Origin of the sequence: Rhodococcus sp. NPDC006774, from assembly GCF_040636045.1 — a bacterium.
GTDB lineage: Bacteria > Actinomycetota > Actinomycetes > Mycobacteriales > Mycobacteriaceae > Rhodococcoides.
This window is the reverse complement of record NZ_JBEYIW010000010.1, coordinates 141,047-161,124: the sequence shown is the minus strand read 5'-3', so window position 1 is coordinate 161,124 and position 20,078 is coordinate 141,047. Positions and strand designations below refer to the sequence as shown.

The following is a 20,078-nucleotide window of genomic DNA, read 5'->3' as shown; positions in this document are numbered from 1 at the left end:
ATCCCCCGTCCGGGGAGAGCGATGCGTGCAGAGTGTGCGGTGCGGTGTCAGACGCCTGCGGTGACCCAGTCGACGTGTGTTCCGCCCGTGCCACTGACTTCGGCGTCGCGCACGAAGGCACCTCGGTACTTGGCGGCCGCATGCCGATCGGGGAGCTGAGGGCCGATCTCCGGGAACATGCGTTCGCGCAACGTGCCGGATCCGTATTCCTTCTGCGCGAGTCCACGCTCCTGCAGCACGGGGATCACGTGGTCGACGAAATCCTCCGCCGACTGCGGGAAGTACTGAATGATCTGGTTCACGCCGTCCACGCCCGCGTCCTGCCACTGCTCGAGCTGATCGGCGATCTGCTCGGGGGTGCCCACCATGCGGCTGGCGTAGGACAGGGCCCCGACGAGATCGGAGACCTTGGCCTTCTGTCCGTTGTTGGAGTCCTCGAACATGCGGGCGTAGCCCTGCACTCCCGACATCGAGGTCTGCTCGATCGGCATGTCCGGATCCAGGCCGGACACGTCGATGCCCATGTCGCGGCCGATGTGTGCGGCCAGGCCTCGATAGCTGATGTCCTCGTCGATCTCGGCGGACTTGCGCCAGGCCTCTTCCTCGGTGGACCCGACGACGAACGAGAAGCCCTGGATGAACTTGAGGTCGCCTGCGTTGCGGCCGGCAGCCACTGTTTCCTTGCGCTGCTCGGCGATTCCCTTGCGCGCTCCCTCGATCGTCGGATACACGACGAACGTGGCCTCGGCATGACGAGATGCGAACTCGCGTCCCACTTTCGACGATCCGGCTTGATACATGACCGGTGTGCGCTGCGGGGACGGGGACGCCATGTGTGGGCCGAGGACCTTGTAACGCTCTCCCTGGTGGTAGATCCGGTGAATCTTGTCGGCATCGGCGTAGACACCGGCTTCACGATCGGCGAGCACCGCGCCGTCGTCCCACGATCCTTCCCACAGTTTGTAGACGACCTTCATATACTCGTCGGCCCAGCGGTATCGCTCGTCGTGCTCGACGATCTTGTCGAAACCGAAGTTCTGCGCGGCCGAGTGGGTGGCGCTGGTGACGATGTTCCACCCGATTCGCCCCTTGCTCAGGTGGTCCATCGTCGACATCTTGCGAGCGAAGCTGAAGGGGTGCTCGGTGAGGATCGAGCTGGTGAACGTCAGTCCGAGGTTGTCGGTCGCCCCGATGAGAGCAGCGCAGAGAGCAGCCGGGTCGTGGCAGGGCATGTGCAGCCCCTCCTCGATGTACGCGTTCCACTTGCCCTCGTACGCGGGATCGATCCCGACGACGTCCGCCAGGAACAGGGCGTCGTACTTGCCGCGTTCGAGCGTCTTGGCGAGGTCGACCCACGTATCGAGGGTGTCGAAGTGCACCTGGGTGGTTTTCGGATTGCGCCACAGACCGTGATAGGTGTGCGAGACGGTATTCATCTGGAATGCATTGAAGATCATTCGATTGCGTGTCATGGAGAGAAATGTAAACAGCGCTTGTGTCGCATCCATTAAACGCGGAATCGGTTGCGTTTCCATCACCTCACCGGTACTGCCCCTGGGCAGTGAGGAAGGTTGGGTGCCCGAATCAGCTGTGATGCAACATGATTGGCGCATCGGAATCGGTGGTCGCTGTCGTGAAAAGGGCATGGAAAAGCCGCACTCTGCTCGTGTCTTTCGGCAGATGTGCGGCGCTCTATCGGGAATGTGAATTTCTGAAATTCCACCTACGGGGTGCGCGATGAAATGGGTTTCGATCGGTGCGAGGGTCTGTTTTTCTCGGCCTGTTGTCGGAGGAATTGTTTCTCGTGGATTCGCGTGCGATCGGTTCACGGGGGCGGTCGTCGGGGTGTGCGTTCCATGTTGCCTGCGCAGTGCGGTGTCCCGATTGTAAAAATCGGCCATCTTTTTGTACGGGTGCGCCAGGTCGGTCGATCCGGGCGTGGGGAGGCGGGTCTGCCGACCTGCAGAACTGCTACTGGTCGGTAACTTCGGCGCGTGGATGGAGTGATACCCCACTGCCCCGCACAGCAGCAGATTCGAAGATTAAAGTCGAGGTTGGACGCATCCAAAAGACGACGTTGAAACTGAGGCAAAGGCGAAACATGACAGCGAAGAAGCCGACCATCATTTACACCCTGACCGACGAGGCGCCCATGCTGGCGACTCACGCGTTTCTGCCGGTCATACGTTCTTTCGCCAGCGCGGCCGAGATCAACGTCGAGTCGAGTGACATCTCCGTTGCCAACCGCATCCTCGCCGAGTTCCCCGATTACCTGAACGAAGACCAGCGAGTGACCGACAACCTCGCCGAGCTGGGCAAGCTGACGCAGCTGCCCGAGACCAACATCATCAAGCTGCCGAACATCAGCGCCTCGGTGCCGCAGTTGCTCGCTGCCGTCAAGGAACTGCAGGACAAGGGCTACGCGATCCCCGACTTCCCCGGCAATCCGAAGACCGACGAAGAGCGCGAGATCCGCGAAAGGTACACCAAGTGCCTCGGCAGCGCGGTCAATCCGGTTCTGCGCGAAGGTAACTCGGACCGTCGTGCCCCGAAGGCCGTGAAGGAATTCGCCCGCAAGCACCCGCACAGCATGACCGAGTGGTCGATGGCGTCGCGCACCCACGTCGCGCACATGCGCGAGGGCGATTTCTACCACGGTGAGAAGTCGACGGTCGTCGACGGCGATCGTGAGATCAAGATGGAGCTGCTGCCCGCCGACGGCGAGCCGATCGTGCTCAAGGAGTCGGTCTCGCTCACCGACGGTGACGTCATCGATTCGATGTTCATGAGCAAGAAGGCGCTCCTCGATTTCTACGAGCACGAGATGCAGGACGCCTACGACACCGGCGTCATGTTCTCCCTGCACGTCAAGGCGACGATGATGCGGGTATCGCACCCCATCGTGTTCGGCCACGCTGTGCGCGTGTTCTACAAGGACGCGTTCGCCAAGCACAACGAGCTCTTCGAGGAGCTGGGCGTCAACGTCAACAACGGCCTCTCGGACCTCTACACCAAGATCGAGACCCTCCCGGCGTCCAAGCGCGACGAGATCATCGAAGATCTGCACAAGTGTCACGAAACCCGTCCGGAGCTCGCGATGGTCGACTCCGCCCGCGGCATCTCGAACTTCCACTCGCCCAGCGACGTGATCGTCGATGCATCCATGCCCGCGATGATTCGCGCCGGCGGCAAGATGTGGGGAGCGGACGGACGTCCGAAGGACACCAAGGCAGTCAACCCCGAGTCGACGTTCTCCCGGATCTACCAGGAGATGGTGAACTTCTGCAAGACCAACGGCCAGTTCGATCCGACGACGATGGGCACCGTTCCCAACGTCGGCCTGATGGCGCAGAAGGCCGAGGAGTACGGCTCGCACGACAAGACCTTCGAGGTACCGAAGGCAGGCGTAGCGAACATCACCGACAAGGCCACCGGCGAGGTGCTGCTGACGCAGACCGTCGAAGAGGGCGACATCTGGCGTCTGTGCATCGTCAAGGATGCCCCGATCCAGGACTGGGTCAAGCTCGCCGTGACGCGCGCGCGTGAATCCGGAATGCCGGTCGTCTTCTGGCTCGACCCGTACCGCCCGCACGAGAACGAGCTCATCGGCAAGGTGCGCAAGTACCTGAAGGATCACGACACCGAGGGCCTCGACATCCAGATCATGTCGCAGGTTCGCGCGATCCGGTACACGATGGAGCGTCTGGTCCGCGGACTCGACACCATCTCCGCGACCGGCAACATCCTGCGTGACTACCTCACCGACCTGTTCCCGATCCTCGAACTCGGCACCAGCGCCAAGATGCTCTCCATCGTTCCTCTGATGGCAGGCGGCGGACTGTACGAGACGGGTGCGGGCGGTTCGGCTCCCAAGCACGTCAAGCAGCTCATCGAGGAGAACCACCTGCGCTGGGATTCGCTCGGCGAATTCCTGGCTCTGGCAGTGAGCCTCGAAGACCTGGGCATCAAGACCGGCGACGTCAAGGCGACCATCCTCGCCAAGGCACTCGACTCCGCCACCGGCAAGCTGCTCGAGAACAGCAAGGGCCCGTCGCGCTCGACCGGTGAACTCGACAACCGTGGCAGCCAGTTCTACCTCGCCCTCTACTGGGCACAGGAACTCGCCGAGCAGACCGAGGACGCCGAACTGGCCAAGCATTTCGCTGCACTGGCGAAGACGCTCGCGGAGAACGAGGAGAAAATCGTCTCCGAGCTCAACGAGGTCCAGGGCACCGCAGTCGACATCGGCGGCTACTACTACCCCGACCCCGAAGCCACCGCTGCGGTGATGCGCCCGTCCAAGACCTTCAACGAGGCTCTGGAGTCCGCGAAGCAGTAGTTTCTCTGGCTCACTCCCTCATCGAATGAATGGTCCATTCACGCGCTCAGACGTTGTGAATGGACCATTCATTCGTTCAGGGCGACCTGCGCACTGGGCAGCACCGGCAGCGCCACCGGATACAACTGGAAACTTCCGCTCATTCCTTTGAGTTCGACGTCTCGCGGAGTACCGAGAGTCAGATCATGCGCCGCGCCAATGGCATTCCGCACCGGTTCGCTGACCAGAATTTCGCCGCCGTCGGCCTGTCCCGCGACGCGTGCCGCCATGGCGACGTTGAGTCCGAACAGGTCGTCGCCGCGTCGCACCGAGCTGCCGACGTGCACGCCCATGCGGACGCGGATGCGGTCCCACCGATCGGGGTTCTGCAGCAGTGCTTCCTGGACTTTCACTCCGCAGCGCACCGCCTGGGCCGGGTCGGAGAAGGCGATCATGTAACCGTCGCCTTGGCTCTTCACCACGTGACCTCCGTGGTCGTCGACGTGTTTGCGGATGAGCTTGTTGTGCTTCTCGAGCAGCTTCACCCAGCCGCGGTCGCCGAGTTCCTCGTTGCGTGCGGTTGATCCTTCGATGTCGGAGAACATCACCACGATGTCGCCGTCGGCGGTCATGCGCGCCAAGTCGGGGCGTTCGACCTTGGCCCAGCCGGCCAGATCCTCGACGGAGTTGCGGACCGTTGCGCCGAAGCCCTTGGTGATGAGTAGGTCCGTGGTGTGGAAGGCAGTTCTGATCGCAAAGGGCACCAGGCCGCGTCGCTTGCGACGTTGTTGCGATTCGAGTGCACGGTCGAGTGCGCGACGTGTGTGCTTCAACTTTCGGCGCGAGACGATCAAGACCACACCGAGAGCGATGATGGCGGCGAGCTCGACTCCGGCAACTATCCACAGGATCACGTCGCTCATCCTTGCCTGTCGACCGCATCCGTGGGCGCACATCCGACGGCGAATTGCCGTCGATAGGCCGTCGGTGTCACCGCGAATGCAGAGCGGAAGTTCTGACGCAGGGTGACGGCGCTGCCGAATCCGCACAGGGCAGCGATGTTCTCGATACTGCGGTCGGTCGTTTCGAGCAGGCTCCGAGCTTCCTCGAGGCGCTTGTCCAGTACCCAGCGAGCCGGCGTGGACCCCGTCTCGAGCTGAAACTGACGGATGAAGCTGCGTCGGCTCATGCGCGCGTGTTCGGCAAGTCTCTCGATGGGTAACGGCTCGTGGAGTCTTTCGAGTGCCCAGCTCAGGACGTCGGCGATCGCAGTATCTCCCGACGCCTCGATGACCGGACGTTCGATGTACTGCGCCTGACCGCCGTCTCGATGGGGTGCGACCACCAGACTGCGCGCTACCCGCGTCGCGGCGGCCGAACCGAGGTGCTTGCGCACGATATGCAGGCAGGAATCGATCGACGAAGCAGTGCCTGCGGAGGTCATCACGTCGCCGTGGTCGATGTAGAGCACCGACTCTTCGAGGACGTTCTGCGAGTTGCGTTCGCGCAGTTCGGGCATCTTGGTCCAGTGCGTGACGGCGGGCCGGCCGGCCAGCAACCCGGTGTCTGCGACGGCGAACGAACCGAGGCAGAGGCCTGCGATCTCCGCGCCTCGCATATGTGCCCCACGGAGTGCGTTCGAGAGGTCAGTGCGTATGTAAGGCAACGACTCCGGCCACGACGTCACGATGACGATGTCAGCCCAGTCGACGGTATCGGGGCCAGCGATGTCCCCAACCGGGAAGCCCTCCTCAGTGCGGATCGAACCGGCTTCGTCGGACCACACTCGCGTCTCCCAATCCGGAGCGAGTCCGAGTCGAGTCACCTCACCGAACACCATCAACGGCGCGGCGAGATGGAACATGGTGATGCCGTCGAACGCGTAGAGCGCGATCCGCATGGCATCTCCGATCTCGAATGTTGGCGCAAATCAATCGAAAGTATGCATCCGTGCCACTCGTGAACGCAAGGTGCGCACCGGAGGATGAGAAGCGACCGAGAACGCCAGTCGAAGGAGAACACCATGACCGCACCGCGCAGAGCATTGATCGTCATCGACGTCCAGCAGGAGTACTTCGAGGGTGTGCTGCAGATTCAGTACCCGCCCCGAGACGAGTCATTGGCCAACATCGTCCGGGCGATCGAAGCCGCTGCGGCGCAGGATCTTCCCGTTGCGATCGTGCAGCACGAGATGCCCGACGGTGCACCCGCGTTCGTGAAGGGCACCCCGACCTACGAATTGCACCCCGACATTCAGGCGCTCGTGCAGCCGTCCTTCGAGCGAGTCGAGAAGAAGTACAGCAGCGTGTTCGCCGGGACCGGCGTCGCGAAGTGGTTGCAGAGCAACGACATCGATACCGTCACGATCGTCGGTTACATGACCAACAACTGCGACCTCGCCTCCAGCGCCGACGCCGAGGTGCTGGACCTGAACGTCGAGATCTTGTCCGACGCGACTGGCGCGATCAATCTCTCGAACGAGGCGGGCACCGTCTCGGCCGAACAACTGCACAAGGCGTTGATGGTGCTGCTGCAGTCGAACTTCGCGGCCGTGGCTACCACTGACCAGTGGGTCGACGCAGTCAAGAACGGAAACGGACTCACAGCAAACAATCTGGTGGTCTCGGCAGCGCAGGGCAACGACGCTGTGGCCTGACACTCGGTACGCTGGTTGCGGTGACGGCACGCGCGATAACCGACCAGACGCTCGGTGCGTGGGTGATCAAGTGCAACCCGCACAAGACCGAGTTGCCACCGATGGTCGACGACGGTCGCGCGCACGAGAACTGGTGCGTCGCCGACAACTACCGAACGCGCCTGATGGCACCCGGGCAACCAGTGCTGTTCTGGGTCAGTAGTCATCCGAGACGCGGAATCTGGGGTGCCGGCACTTTGACCGGCACCCCGGTCCCCGGCCCGCAGTGGAAGGTCTCGACGGACATCACGCTGTTCGACGAGGCGATCCTCGCGTCGAGCATTCAGTCCATCGCAGCACTGTCGATGCTCGAGGTGTTCCGATCGCCGCAGCAATCGAATCCGTCCTGGGTCGACGTGTCCGCGTGGGCAGTGATCCGGCAAATGCTGCCTCGCGAATGATGTGATGGCGGTATGACCCTGGAGGACGAGCCGACACTGCACGGAATGTTGGATGTGGGGGACGGGCAGCGCATCTACTGGGAGCAATGGGGTCCGTCCGACGGAGTCCCGGCGGTGTACCTGCACGGCGGTCCGGGCGGGACTCTGAACGCGAGCCAGTTTCGTCGTCACTTCGACCTGACCCGTGTTCGCGCAGTCGGATTCGAGCAACGCGGGTGCGGACGGTCCACCCCGCACGCGTCCGATCCCTCGACGTCGTTGTCCACCAACACCACTGCCCATCTGATTGCCGACATCGAAGCCTTGCGCGAGCACCTCGGCGTCGAGGCGTGGATCGTCAATGGCGCGTCCTGGGGTTCGACTCTGGCTCTTGCCTACGCTCTCGCGCATCCGACGAGGGTTCTCGGCGTCGTCCTCGTGTCGGTCACGACGACCAGTCGCGCGGAGGTCGACTGGATCACCGAGGGCGTCGGTGCGATCTTCCCCGAAGCGTGGGATCGTTTCGCTACCTTCGCCGAGCAGGCCGGCATCGGCTATCACCGCGGACACGGACGAATAGTCGACGCCTACGCCCAACTACTGAATTCGAGTGATCTTGTGTTGCGGGATGGCGCATCCCGTGAATGGGCATTGTGGGAAGACGTCCACATCTCGATCGGCACCGGCGGTATCCGACGCAATCCCAGGTGGGAGGATGACCGGTTCCGACAGGCCTTTGTGCGGCTGACCGCGCATTACTGGTCACACGACGGGTTTTGCGATCCGCCTCTGCTCGACCGCGCAGCAGGTCTGCGCGATATCCCGGGCGTCCTGATCCATGGCAGACGTGACGTGTCCGGACCCGCCGTCACCGCGTGGCGTCTGCACCGGGAGTGGCCCGGATCGACACTTCTCGTCGACGAGGGTGAAGGGCACGGTGGCAGGTCCATGGCCGCGCAGTGGAACGCAGCGAACGAGGAACTGGTCGACCGGGCCTCGAAGTGACCGAATGGTGCATGATCGAGAGGTGACTTCTTTCCCGATTGTCGACCTGACTCCCGACGAACTGCTGACCACGACGCGCACCGTCCGCAAGCGCTTGGACCTGACGCGACCGGTTCCGATGGAGCTGATCAAGGAATGTCTCGAGATCGCTCTGCAGGCCCCGTCCGGATCGAACAAGCAGGGGTGGCAGTGGATCGTCGTCACCGATCCTGATCTTCGTGCCCGCATCGGTGCGATCTACGGTGAGTTGTTCGCCGCGTATCAGGCGTCGAAGCATTCCGCTTCGGCGCTGTTCGCCGACGACCCGGAACGTGCCTCGGTGCAGAAGCGCGTTGGCGACAGTGCGAGCTGGCTCGGCGAGCACATGGGCGAGGTTCCGGTGCTGCTCATTCCGTGCATCCAGGCCGGCAAGACGCTCCCGGCCGGAAATCAAGCCGGTCTGTGGGGCTCACTCCTGCCCGCTGTGTGGAACTACGCCCTGGCTGCGCGGGCGCGTGGTCTCGGAACGGCTTGGACGACAATCCATCTCGCCAAGGAAAGAGAGATCTCCGAGCTGCTCGGCATCCCCGAGGACTTCCATCAGGGTGCGCTGATTCCCACGGCGTACTACACGGGTGAGACGTTCAAGGTCGCTCCGCGGGATCCGATCGAGACGGTATTGCACGTCGATCGCTGGTAATCAGCAGACCGATCACCGCCGAGTCTGAGTAGAAGCTACCTGGGCAGCGCCATCTTGTACCGCAAGGCGTAGGCCAGCTTGCCCGGCTTGTCGTCCGAGTACGGGGCCGAGAGCTTTCCGAATTCACCCTTGGTGGCTGCCTTACCGTCGTTCCACGCGTTCAGAGCCCCGAGTTCCGCTGCGGTGCGGCCACTGTCGATCACCGCGTCTTTGGGAGCCGCGACCTGTGCACGCGACACTGACTCGACGGTGCTCAGATAGCTCGTCAGGTTTTTGGCGTCCCACCCGCTGATGTCGACTGATCCGGAGTCGCGAACCCATGCACCCCAATAGAATTCCTGGAACGGAATAGTTCCGGGAGTGAAGCCTATGTCGCGGGCGAAGTACGTCAGGCTGCGGTACTTGTCGTTCTGGAACTTGGTGAGGCCGACTCCCGACGGCAGTTGTTCCACCGGAACCTCGTTGCCGTCGACGTCGTAGTTCCACACCCACTTCTCGGCTTTCATTCGCGCCCAGAAATCGGCGGTGCTCAGGTCACTGAGGTTCGCGACCACGCGCAGGCGCAGATGCAGATTCGGTCCACCGTCGGCCGTTTCGTAGAACGAGGTGAGTGTGTGGTGTCCGTCGGTCAGGTACGGCACACCGCCCGGCCCGATGACGACAGTCTTCATCGGTGCGATGGTGTCGGGCGTTTCCTGACCGACGGGGACGGTGCAGGTGAACGAGGACGGATTGTCCAGTCGCGCATCGGGTAACGCGGATGCGGCCTCCTCCTGACCGTTGGCCTCGCACCAGTCGTCGAACTTCTTGTTGATCTCGTCCTTGCCGAGCGTGTATCGACCGAGCTTGTAGTACACCTCGTCGTACCCGAGCGAGGGTTGCGTCGCGCGCACATCACCGATCGGGAGATCGAGAAGCTCACCCGCTTCGGCGCATTGGTAACCGAGGCCCGCCGAAGATCCGGAGGGAAGCAGGTCCGCGACCTGACACAACGGCGACGCCGTCCGTGCAGGGGCGGCAGTAGCAACGCCGCCCATCGACGCGGATACGACAGAGACCAGTGCGAGTGTGCCCAGTAGGGCAGCTCTACGAAGCGAGGCCATTCGTGAAACTCCTATGAGTTCGAGTGAAGTTCCCCGGAGACTGTCGCACTCCGGTCACCGGCCGATGTCGCGGAACCGAACCGCAGATGGTCTGGAGGTGAACGCACCAGGTCGCGTACACAGCCCTGGGATGGTGGTGTCAGAACTCGGCTTCAGGGTGCCGCAGTGGCGAGAACGCCACTATGGCTGCGGCGATGGCGAATACGACGATGACGCCGATCAGGGTCGGTCGTTCACCGATCACGCTGACCAACAGGCCCGCGATTACGGCACCGAGGGCGGCCATGGTGCGGTTGACGGAGCGCCTGGCAGCGTTCACACGCCCGAGTAGCTCATCCGGTGTGAGCGCTTGCCAGTACCCCATCTCGTTCGCGTTCTCCGCGCCCGCCGCCAGGCCTTGCAGGCCCAGGGCTGCGAAGAGCAAGACATGGCCGACCGCTGTGTCGGTTGCGAAGGCCACGAGAATCCAGGCGAGGGGATAGAGCGTGCGGGCGATGATGACTGCTCGACCCGAGCCGATTCGCTTGCCGAGCGTGTGGGCAATGGACGCTCCGAGCAGGCTGGCGGCACCGAACGTCGTCAGCAGCAATCCGTAGGTGTAAGCGCTGAACCCGAGCGAGCGGAGCGCGAAGAGCGCCAGCACGGTCAATGCGGCACCGTTGGCGAGAAACCACACGTGTGTCGAGACGGCGAGCGGGTTGAGCGTGCGGTGGCGGTACGTGAACTTCAGGCCCTCACGCACTTCGCCGATGAGGTTGCGGGCGGGAGCAGTAGGTCGAGGCTCGTCCACATCGAGGCTCGAATTAAGTGCCGCATCGACGAGATAGCTGATGGCGTCGACGGCAATCACCAGGGGCGCGCCGAGCACTCCTACGAGTCCGCCTCCGATCGTCGGCCCCAATGTCGTTGCGGCCGCGTCGGCTTGGTCGAGTCGAGCGTTTGCCTGCACCAGTTGACCGCGTGGCACCAACCGAGGCAACAACGACTGCATCGCAGCGAATCCGAACACCGAGAAGGATCCGAACAAGAGCAACACGATGATCAGAACCCAAATGTGGAGAAGGCCGGCGAGCCACAGGAGCGGAACCGCGCCGAGTGTGACTGCACGGCCGACGCTGGCCCACACCAGAATCGGCTTGCGACGCCACCGATCGACGTACACCCCCGCGACCAGGCCGAGTACCGCATAAGGAATGAACTGTGCAGCGTTCACGACACCGACTTCGAAGGGTGTCGCGTTCAACAACTGCACTACCAAGATGGGCATCGCTACCGCTGTCACCGACGAGCCGGCCGAACTGATCACTGCGGCCGTCAGAAACCGGCGAAACGACGAACGACGGTACGGCGGCGAGACGTCAGTCATGGGTTCTGCTCACGAAGCCTCCACCCAGCCGACTCAGCGATCCTCGCGCAACATCGCGTACACAATGGTGTCGGTCCATTCACCCTTGCACCACCAGTTCTGGCGGAAGTGCGCTTCCTGACGCATCCCGACCCGCGCGGCCAGGCGGGCAGAGGCGTCGTTGCGTCCGTCCAGCTGCGCGCTGACGCGGTGAATCTGGGGTAGCGAGAACACGTGCTCGATCAGCGCATTCACCGCCTCGGTGGCGTAGCCGCGGCCGCCCACGGTGGGGGAGAACGTCCACCCAAGTTCGACGAGAGCCGGGGATCCGTCGACCAACCATGCCTCGACGTTGCCCACCACCGTTCCCTCGTGTTCGACGACCATCGCGAGTGCCTGGGTGTGCAGCCCGATGCGCTTCATCCGTTTGCCCACGGCAGCAACCGCATCGGCGTGTGTCCACGCTTCGTGGAGCAGGTAGCGGCAGACTTCCGGGTCGCTGTAGTACGCGAGAATCCTGTCTGCGTCGGCAGGTTCGTACAGACGGAGGGTCAGGCGCTCGGTGTGGATGGGCTCGACAGTCATAAGGCCGATTCTGCCCGACTTGCATTCACGCTGATTCGAACCCTGGTCGTAGACCCCGGGTGTGATCGAAGGTGAGTAGTCGAACCTGTTCACACTCAACCGGAAGGCCTGTACCCATGGTCATGACGTCGTACGCCGCTCCCGCGGGACCCGTGGACACGCGCGACGGCGATACCTCCGACATCGGCTCCGCACCCGTCTCGCCGAAAGACTCTGCGTGGCAGCGGTACCGATGGACTGTCGTGCGCGTCCTGTCGCCCGTCGCGCTCCTCGTCCTGTGGCAGATTGCCAGCGCCGCCGGAGTTCTCTCCGAACGAGTACTGCCCGCACCGTCCCTGATCTTCGATGCAGGTCTGGAATTGCTGCGCAACGGTGAATTGGCTGACGCCCTGGCCATTTCGGGAACCCGCGTAGTCCAGGGGCTCCTACTGGGCGGGGTCATCGGGGTGGCGCTCGGAGCACTCGTCGGACTGTCCAAGCTCGCCGAAGCAACGGTCGATCCGCCGCTGCAGATGCTTCGCGCACTCCCGCACCTCGGGCTCATCCCGCTCTTCATCCTGTGGTTCGGGATCGGCGAGACTCCCAAGATCCTGCTCGTCGCTCTCGGAGTCGCATTTCCGCTCTACCTCAACACGTTCTCGGCGATCCGCCAGATCGATCGCGACTTCCTCGACACAGCCGTCGTTCTGGGTTTCTCGTGGCGTCAGCGGTTCACCACGATCATCCTGCCCAGCATCGCCCCACAGTTGTTGGTGGGACTGAGGCAATCGTTGGCCATCGCCTGGTTGTCGTTGATCGTGGCCGAGCAGATCAACGCCGAATCCGGGCTGGGCTACATCATCAACAATGCGCGAGATTTCCTTCGTGTGGACACCATCATCTTCGGGCTCGTCGTCTACGCGCTGATGGGAATCGCCACCGACGGCATCGTACGAATCCTCGAAAAACGATCCCTCCGTTACCGATTGGATGCCTGATTCATGACTCCGACGACAACTTCGGTCGCCACCCTGCACGGCATCGACAAGTTCTACGGATCCAGCCACGTGTTGAAGGGCGTCGACCTGTCCATCGAGCGGGGTGAGATCGTCTCGCTGGTCGGACGCTCCGGCTCCGGCAAGTCGACGATCCTGCGCGTTCTGGCCGGGCTGTCGACGGACCACACGGGTGAGCGGCACGTGGCCGGGAATCCCGCGGTGGCGTTCCAGGAACCACGGCTGTTTCCGTGGCGGTCGGTTCGCCAGAATGTGTCCTACGGTCTCAACACCGCAGGCGTCACCGGCAACGACGCGTTGACTGCTGCGGACGCGACTCTCGACGAAGTCGGGCTCGCGGACAAGCGAGACGCATGGCCGATGACGTTGTCCGGTGGGCAAGCTCAGCGTGCTGCGCTGGCGCGGGCGTTGGTGGGGGAGCCCGAACTGCTGCTCTTGGACGAACCGTTCGGCGCGCTCGACGCACTCACGCGACTGACCATGCAGTCTCTTCTGCTCGACCTGTGGGGACGGCACCACTTCGGCATCTTGCTGGTCACCCACGACGTCGACGAGGCGATCTCCCTGGGGGACAGGGTGGTGGTGCTCGACGGGGGTGCCGTGGCCGAGACCGTCCACGTCGACCTGCCTCGTCCCCGCGACCGGGGAACAGCCGGCTTCTCTCGCATTCGCACTCACTTGCTCGGTGCCCTCGGCGTCCACTGACGCCATCAATTTCACTGATAAGAAGGATCTTTCACGTATGTCGTCACACCCTCGTTCCCGATCACTGCGCGCAGTCGGGATACTCGCTGCCCTGTCTCTGACGGTCGTCGGACTCACCGGTTGTGTCTCCCGTGGCAGCGACACTCCAGCCACCGAAGCGCCCGAACTCGTCTCCAACGACCAGCTCGCCACGGTCACCCTCGACGTCGGCGACCAGAAGGGCGGCACCGAGGCACTGCTTCGCGCATCCGGGGAGCTGGACTCTGCGCCCTACGATGTCGCGTTCTCCACCTTCACCTCCGGTCCTCCTCAGGTGGAGGCCGCAACCGCAGGCCAGATCGACTTCGCGGTCACGGGCAACACACCGCCGGTGTTCGGCGTCGCAGCCAATGCGCGTATCAAGGTCGTCTCCGCCTACACCAACGATGCGAGTGGCGATCAGATCCTTGTGCCTGCCGATTCGACTCTCACGTCGTTCGCAGACCTGCGGGGCAAGAAGATCGCAGTGGGCAAGGGAAGTTCGGCACACGGCCATGTGCTGCTGCAGTTGCAGAAGGCCGGCTTGACCACCGACGACGTTCAGCTGGTGTTCCTCCAGCCCGCCGATGCGTTGACGGCATTCACCTCGGGTGAGGTCGATGCCTGGGCCATCTGGGATCCGTTCACCGCGATCGCGCAGGTCCAGAACGGCTCCAAAACACTGACCACCGCCGAGGGTGTGGCCAACGGCTACGGCTTCGGTATCGCCTCGCAGCAGGCACTGGACGATCCCGCGAAGAACACGGCGTTGCAGGACTTCGTGGTTCGTCTGGCCAAGGCGTCCGCATGGGCGGAGGCCAATCCGGCCGAGTGGGCCTCGGCGTACTCGACGGCCGTCGGAATCGACCCGGCTGCGGGTGAATTGGCGCAGGGGCGAAGTCAGCGACCTGCAATCGCATTGGATGACACTGTGATCGAGTCCGAGCAGGCGCTTTTCGATGTATTCGTCGAGAGCGGAAGTATCCCCGGCGGCAACACGTTCGCAGACTTCGTCGACACGCGCTACAACGACGCCATCGCCGACGCGACCGCCTCGACCAACTGATCACCGACCACGTCGTAGGAGTTTCACTCGTGACCGCACGTATTTTTTGGTTCCTTCCCACCGCAGGCGACGGCCGCTCCATCGTCGGCGCGTCCCACGCATCCGGCAATCTCCGCGAACCCACCGGGTTTCGTCGCCCATCGCTGCGCTACCTCACCGAGGTGGCCCAGGCCGCGGACCGGCTCGACTTCGAGGGCGTGCTGACCCCGACGGGAACGTGGTGCGAGGACGCATGGCTGACCACGGCGGCGTTGCTACAGAGCACCCGACGGCTGAAGTTCCTCGTCGCCTTCCGGCCCGGTCTCACGCCGCCCACGTTGGCGGCGCAGCAGGCCGCGACGTTGCAGCGGTTCTCGGAAGGGCGAGTGTTGTTCAACATCGTCACCGGGGGTGACGACGTGGAGCAGCGTCGTTTCGGGGACTGGATCGACCACGATCGGCGATACGCTCGCACCGACGAGTTTCTCGAACTCGTACAACGTATTTGGACCGAGACCTCGGTGGACCACGAGGGTGAGTTCTTCAAGGTTGCCGACGCGCGGGTGTCCGAGGCTCCGGATCCGTTGCCGGAGTTCTGGTTCGGTGGCTCCTCCGAACCTGCTCTGGCTGTCGCCGCCAAGCGGGTGCAGACGTACCTGACGTGGGGTGAGCCGCCGGCCGATGCTCGCGCCAAGATCGAGCGGGTGCAGGCGCTCGCTGACGCCGAGGGCCGCAAACTCACCTTCGGAATCCGGCTGCACACCATCAGCCGCGACACGTCCGAAGAGGCCTGGGCCGTCGCCCAGAAGCTGCTCGACGAACTTCCCGAGGAGCAGGTATCTGCGGCACACGCGCTGCACTCGTCTTCGCAGTCCGAGGGACAGCGTCGAATGGCCGCATTGCACGGTGGCAGCAAGGATTCGCTCGAGATCTACCCGAACCTGTGGGCCGGTGTCGGACTCGTTCGCGGCGGCGCGGGAACCGCTCTGGTCGGGTCACACGAGGAGGTCGCGAACCTGATCGGGGAGTATCACGACGCGGGATTCGACGAGTTCATCCTCTCGGGCTACCCGCACCTGGAGGAGGCGTACCACTTCGCCGAGGGAGTGCGTCCCATCCTCGATGCGCGGGGAATCACGGTTCCGGCGCGCCGGGTGTAGCCCTCGGACGTCCTCACTAATCAGTGGATGACATTCCGTCGTAAATCGCGTGCACGTACTGCTCCGCCCGGTCCGAGCCGATGATTCCCGGCCCCATGCGGTTCATGACGTACGAGATGGTCAGCTTCGATTCCGGGTGCAGAACGGTCAGCGATCCACCCCAACCACCCCAGAAGCAGATCTTCCCGACGGGGATATAGGGCATCGATTCGTGCTGTGGCAGAGCGAAGCCCAGGCCGAAGCGCAACGGAATGCCCAGGGCCAGATCGACTCCGTCGGATTGCTCCTCGAAGATCGAGTCGATGGTCTCCGGGCTCAAGAGCCGTACGCCGTCCACTGTTCCGCCTCGGGAGATGACCGACAGAATTCTCGCGACCGATCGTGCGTTGCCGTGCCCGTTGAGTGCACCCATGTCCGCGGCACGCCATGCCGGGGTGTTCGCGGACGAGGCCTGCACCAACGGGCCGAGGAACGTCTTGCGACGCACCATCGTCGGATCGGGCACGGCGTCATCGGTCGGCGGGGGCGGTGGAACGACGTCGGCGATCCGATCCCAGTCGCTGTGCGCGGCACCGATCTGGAAGTCCGCTCCGAGAGGACCGGCAATCTCGTCGGCGACGAACTGCCGCAACGACTGTCCGGTGACGCGGCGGACAACTTCGCCTATCAGGTGGCCTTGGCTTGCCGCGTGATACCCCGAAGTAGTGCGCGAATCCCACCACGGTGCCTGCGCGGCCAGACGCGAGGTCGAGAGTTCCCAGTCGTAGAGGTCCTCTTCGTTGAACGGTCGGTCCCAGCCCGAGACGCCGGAGGTGTGCGACAACAGGTGCCGAACCGCGATGTCCTGCTTGCCTGCGGCCGCGAACTCGGGCCAGTAGGTCGCGACCGGCGCATCCGGATCGAGCTGTCCGCGGTCGATGAGCATCAGCGCCGCCAGGCACGTCACCATCTTCGTCGTCGACCAGACGTTGGTGATCGTGTCCGACTCCCACGGCAGGCGGCGCTCGGTATCGCGGTAGCCACCCCACAGGTCGACGGCGGTGTGGCCGTCGATGTCGACCACAATGGATGCGCCTAGCTCCTCGCCGCTGTCGAGGTTGGCGGCCAACGCGTCGCGCACCGCCACGAAGCGGGGGTCGCAGTGACCGTCAATCCCCATGTGATGCACCCAGAACGCGGTGAACGGCCAATTCGACGTAGTTGTCGGCGACGTCCTCGATGCTCAGTTCGCCGCCGTCGTGGAACCAGTTGCTGATGCCGTTGAGCATGTCGGTCAGAGCGAACGACGCCAGCCGCGCATCCGGGACGGTGAACTCGCCACTGCGCATTCCGGCGGTGATGACATCGCGGACGCGTCGCTGATACTGGCGACGGTAATCCTCGATGACAGTGCGGTGCTCGGGCGTCAGCGAGGCCAGCTCGTGCAGGCCCACGATGTACTCCACCCGTCGCCGGTTCAGATGCACCAGGTGCGCACGCACCAGAGACGACAGGCGTTCGGTGGGGGTTCCGGCCGCGTCAAGCAGCGGCAGGTTCTCCTCGGCCGGTTCCTGGGTGACCGTCAGGCAGATCGCGAACAGGATGTCTTCCTTGGACGGGAAGTGGTGGTAGAGACTGGCACCCTTGATGCCGACGGCGTCGGCGATATCGCGCATCCCCACATTCGAGTAGCCCTCACGCGCAAAGATGTTGGCGGCGTTGGCGACGATGTCGTCTCGCCGTTGGCGCGTCCGAAGCTGTCGGGGCAGGGGACTCACATCAGCCGGCTGCGTCATACGGGCTCCTCCACCGCCGCCAGCAGTCGCAGTTCACGCTTGAGGATCTTGCCCTGCGGGTCGACGGGCAGTTCGGCCACGATGTGTACCGACTTCGGTGCCTTGTACGACGCCAACTCGGTGCGGCAGTACTCGATGATCGCGGCCGGGTCGGCGGTCACCCCGTCGCGGGCGATGACGAAGGCTGTGACGGCCTCGGACCAGTACGGGTCGGGGACTCCGACGACGGCGGCACGCAGCACGTCCGGGTGCGTGTGGATGGTGCGTTCCACTTCTTGCGACGACACGTTCATCCCTCCCGACTTGATCATGTCCTTCATCCGATCGTAGAAGAACAAGTTGCCGTCGGCGTCGATGCGCACCATGTCGCCGGTGTGTACCCAGCCGTCCCGGAACACTTCGGCGGTGCGCTCGGGGTCCTTGAAGTAGCCGAGCATCACCGATGGAGTGCGACAGAGCAATTCACCGATTTCGCTCTCGTTACCCGCAGGGTCGACGACCTTGATCTCGAGATGGGTGACGGGCTTGCCGATCCACGACGCGTCGCCGTCGGGAATGTCGTCGAGTGTCGTGAACCAGCCGACCGAGCCGAGCTGCGAGAGTTCGGACTGTCCCCAGTAGGTGCCCCAGATGGCCTCGGGTGCCGCGGCGGCCCAGGCGCTGATCGTGTGCGGTGACACCTGGCCACCGTAGGTGAGGCAGCGCCTGACCTGGCTGACGGACTCGGGGCCGAACTGTGCGTCGCGAGCCAGGGCCAGGTAGAACGTGGGGGTCTGCGCGATGACGGAGATCTTCTCGGCGGCGATGATGCGGAGCGATTGAGCCGGGTCGACCGTCGCGGGCAGTACAAGGGTGGCACCCATCAGCGTCAGGGTCGTCATCGAGCCGAGTCCGGCGATGGTGTGGAACGGCATGACGAACAGCCAGGTGTCCTCCGGTCCGGTGCGCAGACCCCAACTCCACGCGGGAGCGGTGGAGATCAGGAAGTTGCGGTGCGGAATCATCACGCCCTTGGGCGCCGCTTCGGTTCCGGAGGTGTAGATGACCATCGCGACGTCGTTCTCGTCCATCTCGACGCCCGGCTCGGTGGACGGGGTGTTCGCCGTCAGTGCAGCGTATTCGGTACCGAAGGTCACCAAGGTGGTGGTGTCCGGCTTCACCGAGGAGATGATCTCGGCGTAGGCCGGATCGGCCACCACCACAGTCGGTTCCGCGTGTTCGAGTTGGTGCTTCACCTCGGCGGCGCGATACATCACGTTGATGCCGGTGAAGGCCGCACCCGCTTTGAGGGTTCCGTAGTACGCCACCACCACGTCGACGCTGTTACGAGCCATCGATGCGACGCGGTCACCCGAGCGCACCCCGAGATCGACCAGCAGGTTGGCGAACTGGTTTGCTCGCGAGTCGAGTTCGCCGTACGTGGTGACCTCGCGGGTGCCGTCCGCCGCGTAGCTGATGAACGCAACCTTGTTCGGCTGAGTCCGCGCGTGGCGACGAAGCTGATCGCCGATGGTGGCGCGGCCGATGGGGGAGCGGTGGTGAATGGCAGTACCGGGCACGGCGGACTCCTCGAGGTGCGAGCTGTTAAAGGGCAGGGGAGAGTGCAGCGGAGTCGAACATCGGCTGCGAGAATGTCTCTGCCGCAACGATCTGCTCCACCGGATCACGGGTGAGCTTGCGCGGGAACGACTTCTCCGGATAGCCGACGGCGATGTGCGCGGCGGTGATGTAGTCGTCCGGGATGCCGAGCAGTTCGCGAATGGCGGGTTCCTCGTGGCACAGCAACGTCGTCACCGCGGTCGCGACGCCCTGATCGCGCAGACTGAGGCAGAGGTTCTGGACGGTCGGGTAGATGGACGCGCCGCCGACGACGGAGAGTCGGCCGAGTTCGTGGTCGGTGGGGTGCAGTCCGTCCAGTGCGGCGCAGACCACCACGATGGCGGGTACCTCGGCGAGGTGGCGGGCGAAGTAGTCGGCGTCCTGCACGGTCTTCGGCAATGCGCCGACGGCGACGGTTCCGCCGGTGATGCCGGCGAAGTAGGCGTCCCACATCGGGAGGTAGAGATCGGCGAGGGCTTGCTTGCGGGCGGCGTCGCGTACGACTATCCACCGCACGGGCTGACGGTTGCCGCCCTGCGGGCCGAAGCGGGCGACGTCGAACGCGGCCTTGAACACCTCGTCGGGAACGGGATCGCTGAGGTACCGCCTGCAGGTGCCGGTGGTGCGCATCGCCTCGGTGAGTTCCATGGGTGTTTCCCTTCGCCTGTCCG

The 20,078-nt window shown here is 63.8% G+C and carries 19 protein-coding genes; 9 read left to right on the top strand and 10 right to left on the bottom strand.

Annotation, left to right across the window (positions count from 1 at the left end; genetic code table 11):
• Window positions 1–47: 47 nt before the first annotated feature.
• Window positions 48–1,472, bottom strand: a complete 1,425-nt coding sequence (locus ABZ677_RS17040; protein WP_052047713.1) for an NtaA/DmoA family FMN-dependent monooxygenase — start codon at window positions 1,470–1,472, stop codon at window positions 48–50.
• Between the two features lie 629 nt (window positions 1,473–2,101).
• On the opposite strand from ABZ677_RS17040, the gene ABZ677_RS17035 reads away from it, so the two are divergent.
• Window positions 2,102–4,339 carry an NADP-dependent isocitrate dehydrogenase gene (locus tag ABZ677_RS17035; protein ID WP_037190794.1) on the top strand — a complete coding sequence of 746 codons (2,238 nt, stop codon included), beginning with the start codon at window positions 2,102–2,104 and terminating at the stop codon, window positions 4,337–4,339.
• A gap of 68 nt (window positions 4,340–4,407) precedes the next feature.
• On the opposite strand, the gene ABZ677_RS17030 is transcribed toward ABZ677_RS17035, so the two are convergent.
• Window positions 4,408–5,241 carry an adenylate/guanylate cyclase domain-containing protein gene (locus ABZ677_RS17030; protein ID WP_358371352.1) on the bottom strand — a complete coding sequence of 278 codons (834 nt, stop codon included), beginning with the start codon at window positions 5,239–5,241 and terminating at the stop codon, window positions 4,408–4,410.
• Window positions 5,238–6,218, bottom strand: a complete 981-nt coding sequence (locus ABZ677_RS17025) for a helix-turn-helix domain-containing protein (RefSeq protein ID WP_358371349.1) — start codon at window positions 6,216–6,218, stop codon at window positions 5,238–5,240. Before ABZ677_RS17025 ends, ABZ677_RS17030 begins: the two co-directional genes overlap by 4 nt.
• Window positions 6,219–6,341: 123 nt before the next feature.
• Between ABZ677_RS17025 and ABZ677_RS17020 the strand changes: the two genes are divergently transcribed.
• Genes ABZ677_RS17020 through ABZ677_RS17005 form a run of 4 tightly spaced genes read left to right on the top strand, consistent with a single transcriptional unit; the run spans window position 6,342 to window position 9,077 of the window.
• On the top strand, window positions 6,342–6,974 hold the full coding sequence (locus ABZ677_RS17020) for an isochorismatase family protein (protein WP_358371346.1): 633 nt from the start codon (window positions 6,342–6,344) through the stop codon (window positions 6,972–6,974).
• 20 nt (window positions 6,975–6,994) lie between these two features.
• On the top strand, window positions 6,995–7,414 hold the full coding sequence (locus ABZ677_RS17015; protein ID WP_358371343.1) for a hypothetical protein: 420 nt from the start codon (window positions 6,995–6,997) through the stop codon (window positions 7,412–7,414).
• A 12-nt stretch (window positions 7,415–7,426) separates the two neighbouring features.
• The gene (locus ABZ677_RS17010) at window positions 7,427–8,398 is read left to right on the top strand and encodes an alpha/beta fold hydrolase (protein ID WP_358371340.1); all 972 of its coding nucleotides are present in this window, start codon (window positions 7,427–7,429) and stop codon (window positions 8,396–8,398) included.
• Window positions 8,399–8,420: 22 nt separating this feature from the next.
• Window positions 8,421–9,077, top strand: a complete 657-nt coding sequence (locus ABZ677_RS17005; protein WP_358371336.1) for a nitroreductase family protein — start codon at window positions 8,421–8,423, stop codon at window positions 9,075–9,077.
• A 35-nt stretch (window positions 9,078–9,112) separates the two neighbouring features.
• Here ABZ677_RS17005 and ABZ677_RS17000 read toward each other — a convergent pair whose 3' ends face one another.
• The 3 genes from ABZ677_RS17000 to ABZ677_RS16990 all read right to left on the bottom strand — a co-directional run bounded on the left by ABZ677_RS17000 (window position 9,113) and on the right by ABZ677_RS16990 (window position 12,110).
• A complete protein-coding gene (locus ABZ677_RS17000; RefSeq protein WP_358371334.1) occupies window positions 9,113–10,180 on the bottom strand; it encodes a ParB/Srx family N-terminal domain-containing protein in 1,068 nt (355 codons plus the stop codon).
• Between the two features lie 139 nt (window positions 10,181–10,319).
• Window positions 10,320–11,546 carry an MFS transporter gene (locus tag ABZ677_RS16995; protein WP_358371331.1) on the bottom strand — a complete coding sequence of 409 codons (1,227 nt, stop codon included), beginning with the start codon at window positions 11,544–11,546 and terminating at the stop codon, window positions 10,320–10,322.
• Between the two features lie 33 nt (window positions 11,547–11,579).
• A complete protein-coding gene (locus ABZ677_RS16990) occupies window positions 11,580–12,110 on the bottom strand; it encodes a GNAT family N-acetyltransferase (protein ID WP_358371328.1) in 531 nt (176 codons plus the stop codon).
• A 116-nt stretch (window positions 12,111–12,226) separates the two neighbouring features.
• Between ABZ677_RS16990 and ABZ677_RS16985 the strand changes: the two genes are divergently transcribed.
• The 4 genes from ABZ677_RS16985 to ABZ677_RS16970 are packed head-to-tail and all read left to right on the top strand — an operon-like array spanning window position 12,227 to window position 16,033.
• A complete protein-coding gene (locus ABZ677_RS16985) occupies window positions 12,227–13,087 on the top strand; it encodes an ABC transporter permease (protein WP_358371325.1) in 861 nt (286 codons plus the stop codon).
• Window positions 13,088–13,090: 3 nt separating this feature from the next.
• The gene (locus ABZ677_RS16980; protein ID WP_358371322.1) at window positions 13,091–13,810 is read left to right on the top strand and encodes an ABC transporter ATP-binding protein; all 720 of its coding nucleotides are present in this window, start codon (window positions 13,091–13,093) and stop codon (window positions 13,808–13,810) included.
• Window positions 13,811–13,847: 37 nt separating this feature from the next.
• Complete coding sequence (locus ABZ677_RS16975) at window positions 13,848–14,894, top strand: ABC transporter substrate-binding protein (RefSeq protein ID WP_358371319.1); 1,047 nt, start codon at window positions 13,848–13,850, stop codon at window positions 14,892–14,894.
• Between the two features lie 29 nt (window positions 14,895–14,923).
• Complete coding sequence (locus tag ABZ677_RS16970; RefSeq protein WP_358371317.1) at window positions 14,924–16,033, top strand: LLM class flavin-dependent oxidoreductase; 1,110 nt, start codon at window positions 14,924–14,926, stop codon at window positions 16,031–16,033.
• Between the two features lie 16 nt (window positions 16,034–16,049).
• On the opposite strand, the gene ABZ677_RS16965 is transcribed toward ABZ677_RS16970, so the two are convergent.
• The 4 genes from ABZ677_RS16965 to ABZ677_RS16950 are packed head-to-tail and all read right to left on the bottom strand — an operon-like array spanning window position 16,050 to window position 20,055.
• Window positions 16,050–17,192: a serine hydrolase domain-containing protein gene (locus ABZ677_RS16965; RefSeq protein ID WP_358371315.1), complete on the bottom strand. Its 1,143-nt coding sequence runs from the start codon at window positions 17,190–17,192 to the stop codon at window positions 16,050–16,052.
• The gene (locus ABZ677_RS16960) at window positions 17,182–17,808 is read right to left on the bottom strand and encodes a TetR/AcrR family transcriptional regulator (RefSeq protein WP_358371312.1); all 627 of its coding nucleotides are present in this window, start codon (window positions 17,806–17,808) and stop codon (window positions 17,182–17,184) included. Before ABZ677_RS16960 ends, ABZ677_RS16965 begins: the two co-directional genes overlap by 11 nt.
• Complete coding sequence (locus ABZ677_RS16955; RefSeq protein WP_358371309.1) at window positions 17,805–19,367, bottom strand: class I adenylate-forming enzyme family protein; 1,563 nt, start codon at window positions 19,365–19,367, stop codon at window positions 17,805–17,807. Before ABZ677_RS16955 ends, ABZ677_RS16960 begins: the two co-directional genes overlap by 4 nt.
• Window positions 19,368–19,392: 25 nt before the next feature.
• The gene (locus ABZ677_RS16950; protein ID WP_032383742.1) at window positions 19,393–20,055 is read right to left on the bottom strand and encodes a nitroreductase family protein; all 663 of its coding nucleotides are present in this window, start codon (window positions 20,053–20,055) and stop codon (window positions 19,393–19,395) included.
• Between the last annotated feature and the right edge of the window lie 23 nt (window positions 20,056–20,078).